Origin of the sequence: uncultured Marinobacter sp. (assembly GCF_947259545.1) — a bacterium.
Lineage (GTDB): Bacteria > Pseudomonadota > Gammaproteobacteria > Pseudomonadales > Oleiphilaceae > Marinobacter.
Genome location: NZ_CAMYMK010000004.1, coordinates 1 through 14,041 on the forward strand (window position 1 = coordinate 1; position 14,041 = coordinate 14,041).

The 14,041-nt window shown below is 54.5% G+C and carries 28 protein-coding genes and 1 pseudogene; all 29 read left to right on the forward strand.

Annotation, left to right across the window (positions count from 1 at the left end):
- Positions 1 to 127: pseudogene (gene tuf, locus Q0Y21_RS06760) on the forward strand (elongation factor Tu); the annotation flags it as partial.
- A gap of 188 nt (positions 128 to 315) precedes the next feature.
- Positions 316 to 627: a 30S ribosomal protein S10 gene (gene rpsJ / locus Q0Y21_RS06765; RefSeq protein ID WP_004580743.1), complete on the forward strand. Its 312-nt coding sequence runs from the start codon at positions 316 to 318 to the stop codon at positions 625 to 627.
- A 73-nt stretch (positions 628 to 700) separates the two neighbouring features.
- A complete protein-coding gene (gene rplC / locus Q0Y21_RS06770) occupies positions 701 to 1,339 on the forward strand; it encodes a 50S ribosomal protein L3 (protein WP_127330388.1) in 639 nt (212 codons plus the stop codon).
- Positions 1,340 to 1,350: 11 nt separating this feature from the next.
- Positions 1,351 to 1,956, forward strand: coding sequence for a 50S ribosomal protein L4 (gene rplD / locus Q0Y21_RS06775; protein ID WP_297792948.1), 606 nt, complete (start codon positions 1,351 to 1,353; stop codon positions 1,954 to 1,956).
- Positions 1,953 to 2,246, forward strand: a complete 294-nt coding sequence (gene rplW / locus Q0Y21_RS06780; RefSeq protein ID WP_127330392.1) for a 50S ribosomal protein L23 — start codon at positions 1,953 to 1,955, stop codon at positions 2,244 to 2,246. Before rplD ends, rplW begins: the two co-directional genes overlap by 4 nt.
- Before the next feature lie 17 nt (positions 2,247 to 2,263).
- Positions 2,264 to 3,091: a 50S ribosomal protein L2 gene (gene rplB, locus Q0Y21_RS06785; RefSeq protein ID WP_012139769.1), complete on the forward strand. Its 828-nt coding sequence runs from the start codon at positions 2,264 to 2,266 to the stop codon at positions 3,089 to 3,091.
- Positions 3,092 to 3,114: 23 nt separating this feature from the next.
- Positions 3,115 to 3,390: a 30S ribosomal protein S19 gene (gene rpsS / locus Q0Y21_RS06790; RefSeq protein ID WP_007154011.1), complete on the forward strand. Its 276-nt coding sequence runs from the start codon at positions 3,115 to 3,117 to the stop codon at positions 3,388 to 3,390.
- 16 nt (positions 3,391 to 3,406) lie between these two features.
- Positions 3,407 to 3,739: a 50S ribosomal protein L22 gene (gene rplV / locus Q0Y21_RS06795; RefSeq protein WP_127330394.1), complete on the forward strand. Its 333-nt coding sequence runs from the start codon at positions 3,407 to 3,409 to the stop codon at positions 3,737 to 3,739.
- Positions 3,740 to 3,750: 11 nt separating this feature from the next.
- A complete protein-coding gene (gene rpsC / locus Q0Y21_RS06800; protein ID WP_127330396.1) occupies positions 3,751 to 4,434 on the forward strand; it encodes a 30S ribosomal protein S3 in 684 nt (227 codons plus the stop codon).
- Between the two features lie 12 nt (positions 4,435 to 4,446).
- Complete coding sequence (rplP, locus tag Q0Y21_RS06805; protein WP_127330398.1) at positions 4,447 to 4,860, forward strand: 50S ribosomal protein L16; 414 nt, start codon at positions 4,447 to 4,449, stop codon at positions 4,858 to 4,860.
- The gene (rpmC, locus tag Q0Y21_RS06810) at positions 4,860 to 5,051 is read left to right on the forward strand and encodes a 50S ribosomal protein L29 (RefSeq protein WP_127330400.1); all 192 of its coding nucleotides are present in this window, start codon (positions 4,860 to 4,862) and stop codon (positions 5,049 to 5,051) included. Before rplP ends, rpmC begins: the two co-directional genes overlap by 1 nt.
- Before the next feature lies 1 nt (position 5,052).
- The gene (gene rpsQ, locus Q0Y21_RS06815; RefSeq protein WP_012139774.1) at positions 5,053 to 5,319 is read left to right on the forward strand and encodes a 30S ribosomal protein S17; all 267 of its coding nucleotides are present in this window, start codon (positions 5,053 to 5,055) and stop codon (positions 5,317 to 5,319) included.
- A gap of 18 nt (positions 5,320 to 5,337) precedes the next feature.
- The gene (rplN, locus tag Q0Y21_RS06820) at positions 5,338 to 5,706 is read left to right on the forward strand and encodes a 50S ribosomal protein L14 (RefSeq protein WP_297792961.1); all 369 of its coding nucleotides are present in this window, start codon (positions 5,338 to 5,340) and stop codon (positions 5,704 to 5,706) included.
- A 16-nt stretch (positions 5,707 to 5,722) separates the two neighbouring features.
- Positions 5,723 to 6,043, forward strand: coding sequence for a 50S ribosomal protein L24 (gene rplX / locus Q0Y21_RS06825; protein ID WP_297792963.1), 321 nt, complete (start codon positions 5,723 to 5,725; stop codon positions 6,041 to 6,043).
- A 15-nt stretch (positions 6,044 to 6,058) separates the two neighbouring features.
- On the forward strand, positions 6,059 to 6,598 hold the full coding sequence (gene rplE, locus Q0Y21_RS06830; protein WP_297792966.1) for a 50S ribosomal protein L5: 540 nt from the start codon (positions 6,059 to 6,061) through the stop codon (positions 6,596 to 6,598).
- 12 nt (positions 6,599 to 6,610) lie between these two features.
- Positions 6,611 to 6,916, forward strand: coding sequence for a 30S ribosomal protein S14 (gene rpsN / locus Q0Y21_RS06835; RefSeq protein ID WP_297792969.1), 306 nt, complete (start codon positions 6,611 to 6,613; stop codon positions 6,914 to 6,916).
- An 88-nt stretch (positions 6,917 to 7,004) separates the two neighbouring features.
- A complete protein-coding gene (rpsH, locus tag Q0Y21_RS06840; protein ID WP_048497749.1) occupies positions 7,005 to 7,397 on the forward strand; it encodes a 30S ribosomal protein S8 in 393 nt (130 codons plus the stop codon).
- Positions 7,398 to 7,406: 9 nt separating this feature from the next.
- On the forward strand, positions 7,407 to 7,940 hold the full coding sequence (gene rplF / locus Q0Y21_RS06845) for a 50S ribosomal protein L6 (RefSeq protein ID WP_012139781.1): 534 nt from the start codon (positions 7,407 to 7,409) through the stop codon (positions 7,938 to 7,940).
- A 9-nt stretch (positions 7,941 to 7,949) separates the two neighbouring features.
- Positions 7,950 to 8,297, forward strand: coding sequence for a 50S ribosomal protein L18 (gene rplR, locus Q0Y21_RS06850; RefSeq protein WP_012139782.1), 348 nt, complete (start codon positions 7,950 to 7,952; stop codon positions 8,295 to 8,297).
- Positions 8,298 to 8,309: 12 nt separating this feature from the next.
- On the forward strand, positions 8,310 to 8,810 hold the full coding sequence (rpsE, locus tag Q0Y21_RS06855; protein ID WP_008174892.1) for a 30S ribosomal protein S5: 501 nt from the start codon (positions 8,310 to 8,312) through the stop codon (positions 8,808 to 8,810).
- A 4-nt stretch (positions 8,811 to 8,814) separates the two neighbouring features.
- Positions 8,815 to 9,003, forward strand: a complete 189-nt coding sequence (gene rpmD, locus Q0Y21_RS06860; RefSeq protein ID WP_072799751.1) for a 50S ribosomal protein L30 — start codon at positions 8,815 to 8,817, stop codon at positions 9,001 to 9,003.
- Position 9,004: 1 nt separating this feature from the next.
- Positions 9,005 to 9,439 carry a 50S ribosomal protein L15 gene (rplO, locus tag Q0Y21_RS06865; RefSeq protein ID WP_127330404.1) on the forward strand — a complete coding sequence of 145 codons (435 nt, stop codon included), beginning with the start codon at positions 9,005 to 9,007 and terminating at the stop codon, positions 9,437 to 9,439.
- A gap of 17 nt (positions 9,440 to 9,456) precedes the next feature.
- A complete protein-coding gene (secY, locus tag Q0Y21_RS06870) occupies positions 9,457 to 10,779 on the forward strand; it encodes a preprotein translocase subunit SecY (RefSeq protein WP_127330406.1) in 1,323 nt (440 codons plus the stop codon).
- Between the two features lie 30 nt (positions 10,780 to 10,809).
- Positions 10,810 to 10,923 (forward strand): 50S ribosomal protein L36, encoded by a 114-nt coding sequence (gene rpmJ, locus Q0Y21_RS06875; RefSeq protein ID WP_008174902.1) that lies wholly within the window; start codon positions 10,810 to 10,812, stop codon positions 10,921 to 10,923.
- Positions 10,924 to 11,063: 140 nt separating this feature from the next.
- Positions 11,064 to 11,420 carry a 30S ribosomal protein S13 gene (gene rpsM, locus Q0Y21_RS06880; protein WP_012139789.1) on the forward strand — a complete coding sequence of 119 codons (357 nt, stop codon included), beginning with the start codon at positions 11,064 to 11,066 and terminating at the stop codon, positions 11,418 to 11,420.
- 13 nt (positions 11,421 to 11,433) lie between these two features.
- On the forward strand, positions 11,434 to 11,823 hold the full coding sequence (gene rpsK, locus Q0Y21_RS06885; protein ID WP_091706120.1) for a 30S ribosomal protein S11: 390 nt from the start codon (positions 11,434 to 11,436) through the stop codon (positions 11,821 to 11,823).
- Between the two features lie 18 nt (positions 11,824 to 11,841).
- Positions 11,842 to 12,462, forward strand: a complete 621-nt coding sequence (gene rpsD / locus Q0Y21_RS06890) for a 30S ribosomal protein S4 (RefSeq protein WP_297792983.1) — start codon at positions 11,842 to 11,844, stop codon at positions 12,460 to 12,462.
- Positions 12,463 to 12,497: 35 nt separating this feature from the next.
- A complete protein-coding gene (gene rpoA / locus Q0Y21_RS06895) occupies positions 12,498 to 13,502 on the forward strand; it encodes a DNA-directed RNA polymerase subunit alpha (protein ID WP_127330408.1) in 1,005 nt (334 codons plus the stop codon).
- 33 nt (positions 13,503 to 13,535) lie between these two features.
- On the forward strand, positions 13,536 to 13,934 hold the full coding sequence (gene rplQ / locus Q0Y21_RS06900) for a 50S ribosomal protein L17 (RefSeq protein ID WP_297792988.1): 399 nt from the start codon (positions 13,536 to 13,538) through the stop codon (positions 13,932 to 13,934).
- Positions 13,935 to 14,041 lie beyond the last annotated feature (107 nt).

The following is a 14,041-nucleotide window of genomic DNA, read 5'->3' on the forward strand; positions in this document are numbered from 1 at the left end:
GGGTGACAACGTGAAGATGAGTGTTACCCTGATTGCTCCGATCGCCATGGAAGATGGTCTGCGTTTCGCGATTCGCGAAGGTGGCCGTACCGTTGGTGCCGGCGTAGTCGCCAAGATCATCGAGTAATCCGCTCGATTGATCCAGGAAAAAGGGGCTGAAGCATCAGCCCCTTTTTCTGTTTCAGCCGCGAATTGATGCCCGACCGGGTCAACCTGCATAGCAGTTGACACGGTTGGGTATTATGCATACAATGCGGCTCCTTTTTTTGAAGGTCGGCTAAACAAGTAGCTGCTACGAGTGGAGTTTGGTGCATCATGCAAAGCCAAAAAATTCGAATCCGGTTGAAGGCGTTTGATTATCGCCTGATCGACCAGTCCACGCAGGAGATTGTCGATACCGCAAAGCGGACCGGCGCTCAGGTGCGTGGGCCAATCCCTCTGCCGACGCGGAAGGAAAAGTACACCGTATTGATCTCTCCGCACGTCAACAAGGACGCGCGCGATCAGTATGAAATTCGTACTCATAAGCGTTTGCTCGACATTGTTGAGCCAACGGAAAAGACAGTAGATGCTTTGATGAAGCTGGACCTGGCAGCAGGTGTAGACGTTCAGATCAGCCTCGGCTAAACCCTCGGGTTAGTCTGTGTAACTGTCATAAGGCCATAGAGGGTGAGAGCCCCGTACACTTAAGAGGTGAAACATGGCAATTGGTGTTGTCGGTCGTAAGGCCGGTATGACCCGTATTTTTACGGAAGATGGGCAGGCGCTGCCCGTTACGGTAATTGAGGTTGAGCCCAACCGCATTACCCAGCTCAAAACTCTTGAAAACGATGGTTATCGCGCGGTGCAGGTTACCGTAGGTACTCGTCGTTCCTCTCGTGTGACCAAGAGCGAAGCAGGCCACTATGCCAAAGCCGGTGTTGAAGCTGGTCGCGGTATGTGGGAGTTCCGTCTGGCTGATGGTGAAGGTGAAGACCTGGTAGCCGGCGGCGAGATTACGGCTTCTGTCTTCGAAGACGGTCAGGTTGTTGATGCCACTGGGCAGTCCAAGGGTAAAGGTTTCCAGGGCGGTGTTAAGCGCTGGAACTTCTCCATGCAGGACGCGACCCACGGTAACTCACTGTCTCATCGTGCTCCGGGTTCCATTGGTCAGAACCAGACTCCGGGCAAGGTATTCAAGGGCAAGAAGATGGCGGGCCAGATGGGGAACGCGCAGGTTACTGTGCAAAACCTCAAGGTCGTCCGCGTCGACGCCGAGCGCAACCTGCTGCTGGTAAGTGGTGCCGTTCCCGGCGCGACTGGCGGTAACGTTGTCATCAAGCCTGCAGTTAAAGCCTGAGGAGCGGTGCGATGGAATTGACTATTACAGGTAGCGGCAAGGGAATCTCTGTTTCCGATGCTGCGTTCGCCAAAGATTTTAACGAGTCGCTGGTTCACCAGGTGGTTACTGCTTACATGGCAGGCAGCCGTCAGGGTACCAAGGCTCAGAAAACGCGTTCAGAAGTCAGTGGTGGTGGTAAGAAGCCCTGGCGTCAGAAGGGCACAGGTCGTGCCCGTGCAGGTACAATCCGTAGCCCGATCTGGCGCTCCGGTGGTGTGACCTTTGCTGCCAAGCCTCGCGACTTCGAGCAGAAGGTCAACCGTAAGATGTACCGCGCAGCGATGCGCTCCATTTTTTCCGAGCTGGTTCGCCAGGAGCGTCTGGTTGTGGTTGACGACATGAATGTCGACACCCCCAAAACCAAGGCTTTCAACGCGAAACTGAAGGACATCGGTGTGAATAACGCCCTGATTCTGTCTGACAACGTTGAGCAGAATCTGCACCTGGCCTCCCGTAACATTCCGCACGTTGACGTGCGTGACGTTGCAGGGTTGGATCCGGTTAGCCTGGTTGCCTTCGAGAAAGTCGTTGTGACTGTTCCCGCTCTGAAGAAGATCGAGGAGATGCTGGGATGAATCAGGAACGTATTTACAAGGTTCTTCTGGGACCGCACGTATCAGAGAAAGCGTCTCTGGTGGCGGAGAGCAATCAGGTTGTGTTTCGTGTAGCGCCTGATGCCACCAAGCCCGAGATCAAAAAAGCCGTTGAGCAGCTGTTCAACGTCACCGTCGAAGGTGTTCAGGTTCTGAACCGTAAGGGTAAGCTCAAGCGTACCATCCGCGGTTTCGGCAAGCGTAATGATCTGCGTAAGGCTTATGTAAAGCTTGCGGAAGGTCAGGACATCGATTTTCTGGATGTGGAATAAGGTAAAGGGGTCGTAATATGCCGATCGTCAAAACCAAGCCAACATCTGCCGGCCGCCGTCACGTTGTAAAGCTCTACAACCCTGATCTGCACAAGGGGCGCCCTTACGAGCCGTTGGTAGAAACTAAGAGTAAGTCGGGTGGTCGTAACCATTTTGGTCGCATCACTACCCGTCACGTTGGTGGTGGCCACAAGCAGCACTACCGCGTAATTGATTTCAAGCGGACCAAAGATGGTATTCCGGCGACTATTGAGCGCCTGGAATATGATCCGAACCGCTCTGCGCACATTGCGCTCCTGAAGTACGCCGATGGCGAGCGTCGTTACATCATCGCTCCCAAAGGTATGCAGATTGGAGACCCTGTGCGTTCCGGTATCGACGCGCCGATTAAAGTGGGTAGCACGCTTCCGCTCCGGAACATTCCGGTCGGTTCTGTGATCCACTGCGTTGAACTCAAGCCTGGCAAAGGTGCTCAGCTGGCTCGCTCTGCGGGCGCATCCGTACAGCTGGTAGCGCGTGAAGGTGCATATGCCACCATCCGCCTGCGCTCAGGTGAAATGCGTAAGGTGCTTGTTGACTGTCGCGCAACGTTGGGTGAAGTGTCCAACAGCGAGCACAGCCTCAAGCAACTTGGTAAAGCGGGTGCATCACGTTGGCGCGGTAAACGTCCAACAGTACGTGGTGTTGCTATGAACCCAGTTGACCACCCGCATGGTGGTGGTGAAGGGCGTACCTCTGGCGGGCGTCACCCTGTTACTCCTTGGGGTGTTCCGACCAAAGGGCATAAGACTCGTAAGAACAAGCGTACTGACAAGATGATAGTACGTCGTCGTTCGGCCAAGTAAACGACTACATAGAGGTAATTGCTGTGCCACGTTCTTTGAAGAAAGGTCCTTTTATAGACCTGCATCTGTTGAAGAAGGTCGAGGCAGCTCTGGAAGCTAACGACAAGCGGCCGATCAAAACCTGGTCCCGCCGGTCAACAGTCTTTCCGGAGATGGTAGGCCTGACCATTGCAGTCCACAACGGCAAGCAGCACGTGCCGGTTTATGTCACCGAAGATATGGTTGGACATAAGCTGGGTGAGTTCGCGGCAACGCGTACTTATCGTGGTCATGCGGCCGACAAGAAAGCTAAACGCTGATTGTGAGGTAATAGAAATGGAAGTAGCAGCCAAGTACAAGGGCGCTCGCCTCTCAGCTCAGAAAGCACGTCTTGTCGCTGACCAAGTACGCGGCAAGGCTGTTGAGGACGCCCTGAACATTCTGACTTTCAGCCCTAAAAAGGCGGCGGTCGTACTCAAGAAGGCTCTTGAGTCCGCCATTGCCAATGCTGAGCACAACGAAGGTCTGGACGTAGATGATCTGCGGGTTTCCACCGTTATGGTGGATGAGGGTCCGACGCTCAAGCGAATCAAAGCTCGAGCCAAGGGGCGCGCTGACCGGATTTTCAAGCGCACCTGCCATATCACCGTCAAGGTCGCCGACAAGTAGGAGATGCTCAGATGGGTCATAAAGTAAATCCAACCGGCATTCGCCTGGGTGTGATCAAAGAGCACAACTCAGTGTGGTATGCCGAAAAGCAGGAATACGCGAACAACCTGTTGAACGATATTCAGGTTCGTGAATTCCTTGACAAGCGTCTGGTTAAGGCGTCTGTCAGCAAGATTGTGATCGAGCGCCCTGCTCAGAACGCCCGTATCACGATCCATACAGCCCGTCCCGGTATTGTTATCGGTAAGAAGGGTGAAGATGTTGACCGTCTGCGTCGCGAAGTCAGTGACATGATGGGCGTGCCTGTGCACATCAACATCGAAGAAGTCCGCAAGCCGGATCTGGATGCCCGCCTGGTAGCGCAAAACGTTGCCGGTCAGCTGGAGCGTCGTGTGATGTTCCGTCGCGCTATGAAGCGTGCGGTACAGAACGCCATGCGTCAGGGAGCCAAGGGTATCAAAATCCAGGTAGGTGGACGTCTCGGGGGTGCTGAAATTGCGCGTTCCGAGTGGTATCGCGAAGGTCGTGTACCTCTGCACACTCTGCGTGCAGATATTGATTACGCAACCTACGAGGCGCATACCACTTACGGCGTAATCGGCGTCAAGGTATGGATCTTCAAAGGTGAGATTCTTGGTGGTATGGAGCAGGTCCGTGCTGACAAGAAAGCCTCTGGGAAGAAAGGTTCTAAGTAAAGGGGCACTCTTATGCTGCAACCAAAACGCACCAAATTTCGCAAGGTAATGAAAGGCCGTAACACCGGTCTTGCTCACCGCGCTAACAAGGTGAGCTTCGGTGAATACGGATTGAAGGCGACCACCCGTGGGCGTATAACTGCGCGCCAGATTGAGGCGGCACGTCGTACCATGACTCGCCGTATCAAGCGGGGTGGTAAGATCTGGATCCGGGTATTCCCGGACAAGCCGATCTCCAGTAAGCCGCTGGAAGTACGAATGGGTAAAGGTAAGGGTTCTGTCGAGTATTGGGTGGCTGAGATTCAGCCGGGCCGGATGCTGTATGAGATGGAAGGTGTTTCCGAGGAAATCGCTCGTGACGCGTTCACTCTTGCTGCGGCCAAATTGCCGGTACAGACCACCTTTGTAACGAGGACGGTGATGTGATGAAAGCAACAGAGCTGCGTGAAAAGTCAGTCGAGGAGCTGAACAACGAGCTGATCGACCTCCTGAAGGAGCAGTTCAACCTGCGCATGCGCAAGGCGACAGGTCAGCTGAATCAGTCTCACCTTCTCGGTAATGTGAAGCGCGATATTGCTCGCGTGAAAACAGTATTGAATGAAAAGGCAGGACAGTGACATGACCGAAGCTACCCAAACTGCCAGAACTCTGAGCGGCAAGGTCGTGAGCAACAAGATGGAGAAATCCATCGTGGTCCTGGTGGAGCGCCAGGTGAAGCACCCGCTGTACGGTAAGTACATGAAGCGCTCAACCAAGATTCACGCTCACGATGAGAGCAATCAGTGCAACGTCGGTGACACAGTGACCATCCAGGAAACCCGCCCGGTCTCAAAGACCAAGAGCTGGGCCCTGGTGGAAGTCACCGAACGTGCATCCAAGGTGTAACTCGCCCGGAGAACAACCATGATTCAGACTCAAACAATGCTTGAAGTCGCGGATAACAGCGGTGCGCGTCAGGTGATGTGCATCAAGGTCCTGGGCGGTTCACACAGGCGTTATGCCGGCGTAGGGGATATCATCAAGGTGACCGTTAAGGAAGCCATCCCCCGCGGGAAAGTGAAAAAAGGCCAGGTCCTGAATGCTGTTGTTGTACGTACTCGCAAGGGTGTACGTCGTCCCGACGGGTCGCTTATCCGTTTCGACGGAAACGCGGCAGTACTTCTGAACAATCAGGACGCACCGATTGGTACCCGTATCTTCGGACCGGTTACCCGTGAACTGCGTAATGAGAAGTTCATGAAAATTATCTCACTGGCACCCGAAGTACTTTAAGGACCAGAGGCCGGTTATGAAAAAGATCAAACGAGATGACGAAGTAATCGTCACCACGGGGAAAGATAAAGGCAAACGTGGTAAAGTCCTGAAGGTTCAGGACGATGGCCGAGTAATTGTTTCTGGCATCAACATGATGAAGAAGCACACAAAGCCGAACCCGATGCTGGGCACCCCAGGTGGCATCGTCGAAAAAGAAGCACCTATCCAGGCTTCCAACGTGGCTATTTTTAATCCGCAGACCGGCAAAGCCGATCGCGTAGGCTTCCAGAACAAGGAAGACGGCGCCAAAGTGCGGATCTTCAAGTCCACGAACGAAGCTGTCGATAACCAGTAAGCGGTGGTGGTTACGATGCTTAACATGAAAGAGCAGTACAGTAAGGAAGTGGTACCCGCCCTGCAGAAAGAGTTCGGCTACAAGAACGTGATGCAGGTGCCGCGTATCGAAAAGATCACCCTGAACATGGGTGTCGGCGAAGCGGTTGGTGACAAGAAGCTGATTGAGAATGCTGTGGCGGATCTTGAGCGCCTGGCAGGTCAGAAAGTGGTTGTCACCAAGGCACGTAAATCCGTTGCGGGTTTCAAGATCCGTGAAGGTTGGCCTATCGGTTGTAAGGTTACCCTGCGCGGCGAGCGTATGTGGGACTTCTTTGATCGCCTGGTTCACATCGCGGTTCCCCGCGTTCGTGACTTCCGTGGTCTGAATCCCAAGTCGTTCGACGGTCGCGGTAACTACAGCATGGGTGTGCGTGAGCAGATCATTTTCCCGGAGATTGAGTACGACAAGGTCGACAAGATCCGTGGTCTGGACATCACCATTACCACCACTGCCGGTACCGACGACGAAGGTCGCGAACTGTTGAAAGCCTTTGGCTTTCCGTTCAAGAAATAAGGAACGAGTGTAATGGCTAAGGTTTCCATGAAGAACCGTGAGTTCAAGCGCGAAAAAACCGTTGCGAAATATGCAGCGAAGCGTGCCGAGCTCAAGGCGATTATCAAGAACCCGAATACCAGCGACGATGAGCGTTGGGATGCACAGATGAAGCTGCAACAGCTTCCCCGTGATGCATCTCCTTCGCGCCTTCGTAATCGTTGCCAGGTGACTGGTCGTCCTCACGGCGTCCTGCGCAAGTTCGAGCTTTCACGGATCAAACTCCGTGAATACGGCATGCGCGGCGACGTTCCGGGTTTGACCAAGGCAAGCTGGTAAGACAGGCATCCTGACTCCGGTCAGGTGCCCGTTGGTAAGCGGTGCGGCAAGCCGCTGCACAACTAAAAAGATCAGGAGCCTCATACCAATGAGTATGCAAGATACGCTTGCGGATATGTTTACCCGTATCCGTAATGCACAGATGGCATCAAAAGCAGACGTTGCGATGCCGTCTTCAAAGATGAAGATCTCCGTGGCCCAGGTCCTGAAGGACGAGGGTTACGTTGAAGATTTTTCCGTTTCAGCTGACGCGAAGCCCGAGCTGACGATTACTCTGAAATACTTCGGCGGCAAGCCGGTTATTGAAGAGATCAAGCGGGTCAGCCGTCCGAGTCTGCGCCAGTACAAAGGCGCTGGGGAACTGCCGAAAGTATCCGGTGGTCTGGGAGTCGCGATTGTCTCAACGTCCAAGGGCGTTATGACAGACCGCGCCGCACGAGCTGCTGGCGTGGGTGGCGAAGTCATCTGCACCGTATTCTAGGAGAAACACATGTCCAGGGTTGCCAATAATCCTGTCGTGCTGCCTTCCGGTGTTGAGGTTAAGCTGAACGGACAGGAAATCAATGTGAAGGGTTCCAAAGGAGCGCTTCAATTCACCATTCACCAGGCGGTAGAAGTAAAGCAGGAAGAAGGTGTTCTTCGCTTTGCGGCCCGCGATGGTGCCAAACAGTCCCGCGCTCTTGCTGGTACTACCCGTGCACTGGTCAACAACATGGTGACCGGTGTCTCTACAGGCTGGGAGCGTAAGCTCGCGCTGACGGGCGTAGGTTACCGTGCCCAAGCGCAAGGTAAGAAGCTCAACCTGACACTGGGTTTTTCACACCCGGTCGAGTATGAGCTGCCCGAGGGGATTACCGCTGAAACTCCGTCCAATACGGAAGTTGTGATTCGCGGAATCGACAAGCAACAGGTTGGCCAGGTCGCTGCGGAAGTCCGCGCATTCCGTCCGCCGGAGCCTTACAAAGGCAAGGGTGTGCGTTATGCGGATGAGCAGGTCAGACGCAAAGAAGCCAAGAAGAAATAAGGCGGGACTATGAGCGCGAATAACGAAAGATTGCGTCGCGCACGCAAAGTGCGCATGAAGATCCGTAAGCTGGGTACTGACCGCCTGTGCGTTCACCGCACACCGCGTCACATGTATGCCCAGGTTACAACTGCAGATGGCAGCAAGGTTATTGCCACTGCCTCCACGTTGGATAAGGAACTGCGCCAGGGTGCAACCGGTAACGTGGAAGCCGCCAAAAAGGTCGGTCAGTTGATTGCTGAACGCGCCAAGGCGGCAGGTGTAGAGAGCGTTGCTTTTGACCGCTCCGGTTACCGTTATCACGGTCGCGTACAGGCTCTGGCCGACGCCGCCCGTGAAGCTGGCTTGCAATTCTAAGAGGTGGAGAAGATGAGCGTTAACGAACAGAAGGCGCCTGAGCTCCAGGAGAAGCTGGTTCAGGTCAATCGTGTCGCCAAGGTTGTTAAAGGTGGCCGTATTTTCGCCTTCACCGCACTGACAGTAGTGGGTGATGGTAAAGGTCGCGTTGGTTTTGGTCGTGGCAAGGCGCGTGAAGTGCCGGTTGCGATCCAAAAGGCCATGGAAGCTGCACGTAAGAACATGGTAGAGGTTCCGCTCGACGGTACGACTCTGCAATACCCGGTCAAGGCTCAGCATGGCGGCTCCAAGGTCTACATGCAGCCGGCGTCCGAAGGTACTGGTATCATCGCCGGTGGTGCGATGCGTGCGGTACTGGAAGTGGCGGGTGTTCAGAACGTACTGTCCAAGTGTTACGGGTCTACCAACCCGGTGAACGTGGTACGTTCCACCATCAAGGGTCTCCAGGCGACACAGGCGCCTGAGGATATTGCAGCCAAGCGCGGTAAAACCGTGGAAGAGATTCTGGGTTGAAGTCATGGCGAACGCAAAAACGATCAAAGTTACACTGACCCGCAGCCCAATCGGCTGCCAGCCCAAGCACAAACTGTGCGTCAAGGGACTGGGTCTTCGTAAAATCGGTCACACCGTGGAAGTGGAAGATACACCTTCCATTCGCGGCATGATCAACCGGGTTGATTACCTGGTTCGGGTGGAGGAGAGCTAAGATGCGTCTGAACGAACTTAGTCCGGATCCCGGTTCACGTCCTGCAGCCAAGCGCGTAGGTCGCGGTATCGGTAGCGGTCTCGGTAAAACCGGTGGCCGCGGTCATAAGGGTCTCAAAGCCCGCTCCGGTGGCAGTGTTGCTCCCGGTTTCGAGGGTGGTCAGCAGCCGTTGGCCCGCCGTCTGCCGAAGTTTGGTTTTACTTCTCGTCAGCAGCGTTACGTTGCTGAGATTCGCCTGAACGAGCTGGCGAAGGTAGAGGGTGACGTAGTTGACCTCGAAGCACTCAAGAAAGCAGACATCGTTCGTGAAGAGATTCGCGAAGCCAAGGTTATCCTTTCCGGCGAACTGAGCCGGGCGGTGACCGTCAAGGGTCTGCGAGTGACCAAGGGCGCACGCGAGGCGATTACTGCCGCGGGTGGAAAAGTCGAAGACTAAGGCGAGTCGAGGACTAAATGGCCAAGACAGCATCATTGCCTGCGGGCGCGGGAAAAGGACTGGCGGAGCTGCGTTCGCGGCTCTGGTTCGTCTTCCTGGCATTGTTGGTGTACCGGATCGGTGCCCATATTCCGGTGCCGGGTATTAACCCTGACCGCCTGGCAGCATTGTTTGATCAGAATCAGGGCACGATCCTGAGTCTGTTCAACATGTTTTCCGGTGGTGCGCTTGAGCGCATGAGTATCTTCGCACTCGGTATCATGCCGTATATCTCTGCCTCCATTATCATGCAGCTCATGACTGCGGTCAGTCCGCAGCTTGAGCAGCTGAAGAAGGAAGGTGAGGCTGGTCGTCGCAAGATCAGTCAGTACACGCGGTATGGTACGGTTATCCTGGCCCTGGTTCAGGGCTTTGGTATTTCTGTCGGTCTGGCATCTCAGGGCGTCACCTTTAATGACAGCTTCAGCTTCCACTTCGTGGCAGTTGTATCCTTTGTCAGCGGTGCCGTCTTCATGATGTGGCTGGGTGAGCAGATCACCGAGCGTGGCGTAGGTAACGGGATTTCCCTGCTGATTTTTGCGGGTATCGTTGCCGGGCTGCCCGGTGCTATCGGTCAGACTCTGTCGCAGGCCCGGAACGGTGAGATGAGTCTTCTCGTTGTTCTGGGGATTGGTGTGTTGGCTATTGCCGTGGTTGGCTTCGTGGTGTTCATGGAGCGCGGTCAGCGTCGTCTGACCATCAACTATGCCAAGCGTCAGCAGGGCCGCCGGGTGTTTGCCCAGCAGTCCAGCCATCTGCCGCTGAAGGTCAATATGGCCGGTGTTATTCCGCCGATCTTTGCTTCCTCCATCCTGTTGTTCCCAGCATCCCTGGGGCAGTGGTTTGGTCAGGGCGAAGGCATGGAATGGCTGAGTGATATTTCCCAGGCACTGGCGCCAAGCCAGCCCCTGTACATCATCCTGTTTGCGGCAGCAGTGGTCTTCTTCTGCTTCTTCTACACAGCGTTGATGTACAACCCGAAAGAAGTTGCGGATAACCTCAAGCGCTCTGGAGCGTTTATTCCGGGCATTCGTCCTGGTGATCAGACCGCCAAGTATATTGACGGCGTTCTGACCCGGCTGACTCTGTTCGGTGCAATGTACATTGCAGCAGTTTCCCTGTTCCCTCAGTTCCTGATGGTGGCCGGGAATGTACCGTTCTATCTGGGCGGTACCTCACTGCTGATTGTTGTAGTCGTGGTGATGGATTTCATGGCGCAGGTTCAGTCGCACCTGATGTCCCATCAGTATGAATCGCTGATGAAGAAGTCCAATCTCAAGGGCTATGGTCGGAACGGTTAAAACCGTTCCCCTTGAAAACTGGAGTCGACAATGAAAGTACGCGCTTCGGTAAAGAAAATTTGCCGTAACTGCAAAGTAATTCGTCGCAATGGCTCAGTACGAGTCATTTGCTCGGAGCCTCGTCACAAGCAGCGCCAGGGCTGATTCCTTCGGGAAGCCTTCCTGACATTGCAGGGTTTCGGAATAATAGCGCTTGACTCTGAACAGGGTCAGGCGCTATTATTTCGCGCCCTTTTTGTGGCGGAAAATTCACACAGCAAAGCTTTGAACGCGGAGTAATTTGGATGGCACGTATAGCCGGTGTCAATATACCCGATAACAAACATGCTGTTATCTCGCTGACCTACATCTTTGGTGTTGGCAAGACAACAGCCCAAAAGCTTTGCGATGCAACCGGCGTCAAGCCGGACGTCAAGGTCAAGGACCTGTCCGACGAGCAACTTGAATCGCTTCGTACTGAAGTGGGCAAGGTGTCTGTCGAAGGCGATCTGCGTCGTGAAGTACAGATGAACATCAAGCGTTTGAAGGATCTCGGATGTCACCGTGGTCTGCGTCATCGTCATGGCCTTCCGGTCCGTGGCCAGCGCACCAAGACCAACGCCCGCACCCGTAAAGGTCCTCGCAAACCTATTCGTAAGTAACAGGTAGGCAAACATGGCAAAGCCAGGTACACGTACCCGTAAAAAGGTGAAAAAGACGGTTGTTGATGGCGTCGCACACGTTCACGCGTCCTTCAACAACACTATCGTGACCATTTCTGACCGTCAGGGCAACGTCCTGTCCTGGGCTACCTCTGGTGGTTCCGGTTTCCGTGGGTCACGCAAGAGTACACCTTTTGCTGCGCAGGTAGCAGCTGAAAGAGCCGGTAATGCGGCTGCTGAATACGGCCTTAAAAACCTGGACGTAGAGGTTAAGGGTCCTGGGCCCGGACGTGAGTCTGCAGTTCGCGCGCTGAACGCGTGTGGCTACAAGATCACTAACATCACTGATGTGACGCCGATTCCCCATAACGGTTGTCGTCCGCCCAAAAAGCGCCGCGTCTAACACAGGAGACAGTGAAAAATGGCTCGTTATATAGGCCCGAAGTGCAAGCTGTCTCGTCGTGAAGGGACAGATCTTTTTCTGAAGAGCGGTGTTCGCGCGCTCGATTCCAAGTGCAACATCGAGACTCCGCCGGGTATGCACGGCGCGCGTCGCGGTCGTCTGTCCGAGTACGGCGTACAGCTTCGTGAAAAACAAAAAGTCCGTCGTATTTACGGTGTGCTGGAAAAGCAGTTCCGTAACTACTACAAAGAGGCGGCCCGCATCAAAGGTGCAACCGGTGAAAACCTGCTGCAGCTGCTGGAAGGGCGTCTGGACAACGTTGTATATCGCATGGGTTTTGGTTCTACCCGTGCTGAATCCCGTCAGCTCGTTTCTCACAAGGCGATCCTGGTGAACGACAAGGTAGTGAACATTCCTTCCTACCAGGTCAAGCCGGGTGATGTTGTGAGTGTGCGTGAAAAGGCAAAAAACCAGCTCCGCGTTAAAGGCGCGCTGGATCTGTCTGCAAGCCGCGCACCGGTGAGCTGGGTAGAGGTCGACGCCAGCAAGATGTCCGGCGTTTACAAGACAGTGCCTGAGCGTACTGAACTGCCGGCCGACATCAATGAGAACCTCATCGTCGAGCTTTACTCGAAGTAAAGCCCAGTTAGCAACGAGAGCAGATAGGGGCGTCTATGCAGCGTTCAGTACATGAGTTATTGACACCTCGTACCATTGACGTGAAGGAATCAAGCGCCACGCGTGCCAAGGTGACACTGGAGCCTCTGGAAAGAGGTTTTGGTCATACCCTGGGAAGCGCACTGCGTCGTATACTCTTGTCCTCAATGCCGGGCTGTGCGATTACCGAAGCACAGATTGACGGCGTTCTGCATGAGTACAGCGCAATTGAGGGTGTCCAGGAAGACGTCATCGAGATTCTTCTGAATCTCAAAGGCGTAGCTGTCAAGATGGGCGGTCGGGATGAAGCCGAGGTCACCCTCAGCAAGAAAGGCCCGGGTGCTGTCACAGCCGGAGATATCAAGCTGGATCATGATGTCGAGATCACCAACCCGGATCATGTGATCTGTCACCTGAGTGAAAAGGGTGAAGTGAACATGCGTCTGAAGGTTGCTCGTGGTCGCGGCTATGAGCCGGCCGATCAGCGGGGTCTGGACGAGGACGAAACTCGCGCTATCGGACGCCTGCAGCTGGATGCGACTTTCAGTCCGGTTCGCCGTGTTGCTTACGCCGTGGAAAGTGCACGGGTAGAGCAGCGCACTGATCTGGACAAGCTGGTTATTGATCTGGAAACCAATGGCACCATCGATCCGGAAGAAGCGATTCGCCGGGCCGCAACCATTCTCCAGCAACAGCTGGCGGTGTTTGTTGATTTCGATCATGAAAAAGAACCCGAGCGTGTAGAGGAAGAGGAAGAGATTGATCCGATTCTGCTGCGTCCGGTGGATGATCTGGAATTGACAGTGCGTTCAGCTAACTGCTTGAAGGCTGAGAACATCTACTACATCGGCGATCTGATTCAGCGCACTGAAGTTGAGCTGCTGAAGACGCCTAACCTTGGTAAAAAGTCGCTGACCGAGATCAAGGACGTGCTTGCGTCCCGTGGTCTGTCACTGGGTATGCGTCTTGATAACTGGCCGCCGGCAAGCCTCCGTGGCGACGACCGGGTTCTGGGCGGTTAATCGCCGATTAGTTTAAGGTAAGGAATAAGAGCAATGCGTCATCGTAAGAGTGGTCGTAAGTTCAGCAGGACCAGTGCGCATCGCAAGGCCATGTTCCGTAACATGACTGCGTCACTGGTTGAACACGAGCTGATCAAGACAACGCTGCCGAAAGCCAAAGAGCTTCGTCGTGTAGCTGAGCCTTTGATCACGCTCTCCAAGAATGATTCGGTCGCGAATCGTCGTCTGGCGTTTTCTCGCCTGCGCAACGATGCTGCGGTTGCCAAGCTTTTTGATGAGCTGGGTCCCCGCTATAGCGAGCGTCCGGGTGGTTACCTTCGTATCCTGAAGTGCGGCTTCCGTGCCGGCGACAATGCCCCGATGGCATTCGTCGAGCTGGTTGGCCGTCCGCTGGATGTCGAAGCGGAAGAGATGGACGACGACGAAGAGTAAGTTCCTCGGAGTTGTCCAAGGAAAAAGCCGGGGGGAGACCCCCGGCTTTTTTTTTGGCTGGAAGAAATGTTTTGGCCGATTATAGAAATGAGTAGCCTGCTAGTTGG